The organism is Frankia sp. CcWB2 (genome assembly GCF_977927585.1).
The window spans coordinates 7,308-9,476 of the sequence record NZ_CDWRCM010000101.1 but is presented as its reverse complement, the minus strand read 5'-3'; the positions used below and the strand labels follow the sequence as shown (position 1 = coordinate 9,476).

The 2,169-nt window shown below is 68.7% G+C and carries 2 protein-coding genes; one reads left to right on the top strand and one right to left on the bottom strand.

Features of this window, described 5'->3' with window-relative positions:
* Positions 1–206: 206 nt before the first annotated feature.
* Entirely contained in the window at positions 207–860 is a 654-nt protein-coding gene (locus ACY45C_RS12270) for a TIGR00725 family protein (protein WP_462187749.1), read from the bottom strand.
* Positions 861–1,276: 416 nt separating this feature from the next.
* On the opposite strand from ACY45C_RS12270, the gene ACY45C_RS12265 reads away from it, so the two are divergent.
* On the top strand, positions 1,277–2,169 hold an 893-nt coding region (locus ACY45C_RS12265; RefSeq protein WP_462187748.1), incomplete at its 3' end, for a carboxylate-amine ligase.

The following is a 2,169-nucleotide window of genomic DNA, read 5'->3' as shown; positions in this document are numbered from 1 at the left end:
GTCCCCTTGGCGCACTGTGCACGGTGCACGTGTCGGTGCGCCGGAAGACCTCTCGTCCGTGCGAGCATCGGTCCGGCTCGGGTGCGGTCGCCACACCAGAAAATTCGAGACTCCGGGAGTACGACAAGACCACGATCATGCCGTTAGGCCCGCTGGTTTCGACTGCTCGGCCCCATGCACCCGGTCGCGGTTGTCCGCTGAAATTCCTAAGACCGAAATAGCGACTCTTTTGCGCCGAGAGCCTCGCTCGACCATAATGAGAAAGGTGGATTTTTTATGCGATCACTGCGCCTGATGGCCGCTGTCGGCGTGGACAAAAAGCGGTAGACGTCATCAAGCGGTAGACCTCGTCGAGGGCCGGCATCATTGAGGTGCGCTCGAAGGAGCGGCACCACATCGTCCACATCCTGGACCGGGATGACGGTCGGCAGCGATGAATCCTGGGCGTCCACGGCCCAGGTGTCGAGACCGATCACCGTCTTCCCGGCCCGGAGCGCGAAGGAGATCTCACTAAGCGTTCCCCAGCTTCCGCCGACGGCGACCAACGCGTCGCTGCCGCGGACGAGCAGGCCGTTGCGCAGCTCGCCCAGCCCGGTCGGGAGGCTGACGGTGAGATGGTCGTTTCCCTCGTCCCGGGACAGGCCCGGCAGCAGCCCGATCGTCGTCCCGCCGACCGATCGGGCGCCCCGGCAGGCCGCTGCCATGATCCCGCCCAGGCCCCCGCAGACGACGTACCAGCCGACCTCGGCGAGACGCCGTCCGACGGACTCGGCGGTGGCGACCTCACGGACGGTGGCCTTGGCCGGCCCGATCACCCCGATGTAGACTTCGTCCCGCCGCATCCGCCCGTCCCGCCGCATCCGTCGATCCTCCCGCCGGTGAGCCGGTCGAGCGACCGCGCGCCGCATCGGACAGCCGCATCGGACAGCCACATCGGAGAGTCCGCGCCCTGCACGCTTCGTCACGTTTTATCGAGGCCCGGCGGGATAGTAGAGACCCTGTTGGGGCCGCCGGCCCCGCCAGCAGGGCCGACTGACCGGATGGACGGACCGGATGGACGGACCGGACGAGACCGGGCGAGAGCGGTCGTGGTCGAGTGGTCGTGGTCACGCAGGTGGGCCGGGGCGAGGCCTCGGGCGAGGCGTCGGGTGGCGGCCGGTACCCGGCGACGACAAGGGTGGGGGTGCAGGTCCGTGGCGAGTAGTGCGGGATTCTTCCCGAGACGGGTCATAGCTGTGACACGCATGTGTAACGGCAGGCCGTAGCGTAGCCCGCCATGAGCGACGCACGAATCGTGGCCGTCGGTGTCGAGGAGGAATTTCACATCCTCGATCTCACCACCCGTCAGCTCGTTCCCAGGGCCGAGGAAATCCTCCGCCGGCTCGACGGGGACTCGTTCTCCCCAGAGCTATTGAAATCGGTTGTCGAGACGAACAGTCAGCCGACGGCGGATCTGCTGGAGCTGCGGACGAACCTGCTCGATCTGCGGCGGCGACTCGCGGAGGTGACCGGCGAGCTTGGGCTCGGGCCGGCCGCCGCGGGCACCGTGCCGATCGTGGACATGGATCTGCTCGACGTCTCCCGGGACGACCGTTACGAGCAGATGACTGAGGACTACCAGATCGTCGCGCGCGAGCAGCTCATCTGCGGCGCTCAGGTGCACGTCGACGTGGCCGACCGTGACCTCGCGATGGCCGTCGTCGCCTGGACCGCGCCGTGGCCGCCGATGCTGCTGGCGCTCTCGGCCAGCTCGCCGTTCTGGATGGGTGCCGACAGCGGCTACGCGAGCATGCGCACGCTGGTGTGGCAGCGATGGCCGACCGCGGGGGTCGCCGGGTCCTTCCGGACCGCCGCCGAGTACGACCAGCTCGTGGCGGACCTGATCAAGTCCGGGGTGATCAGCGACCCGGGGATGGTCTACTTCGACGTCCGCCCGTCGGCCCACCTGCCCACCGTCGAGCTGCGCATCTGCGATGCCTGCCCGGACGTCGACAACGTCATCCTCATCGCCGGGCTGTTCCGGGCGCTGGTGTGCCAGGCCATCGAGGAGATCGAGGCCGGCGGCCAGGCCCCGCCGCCGCGCGCGGAGCTGCTGCGCGCGGCGACCTGGCGGGCGGCCCGGTCCGGCCTGGAGGGCGACCTCGTCGACATCCTCGGTACCGGCCCTAT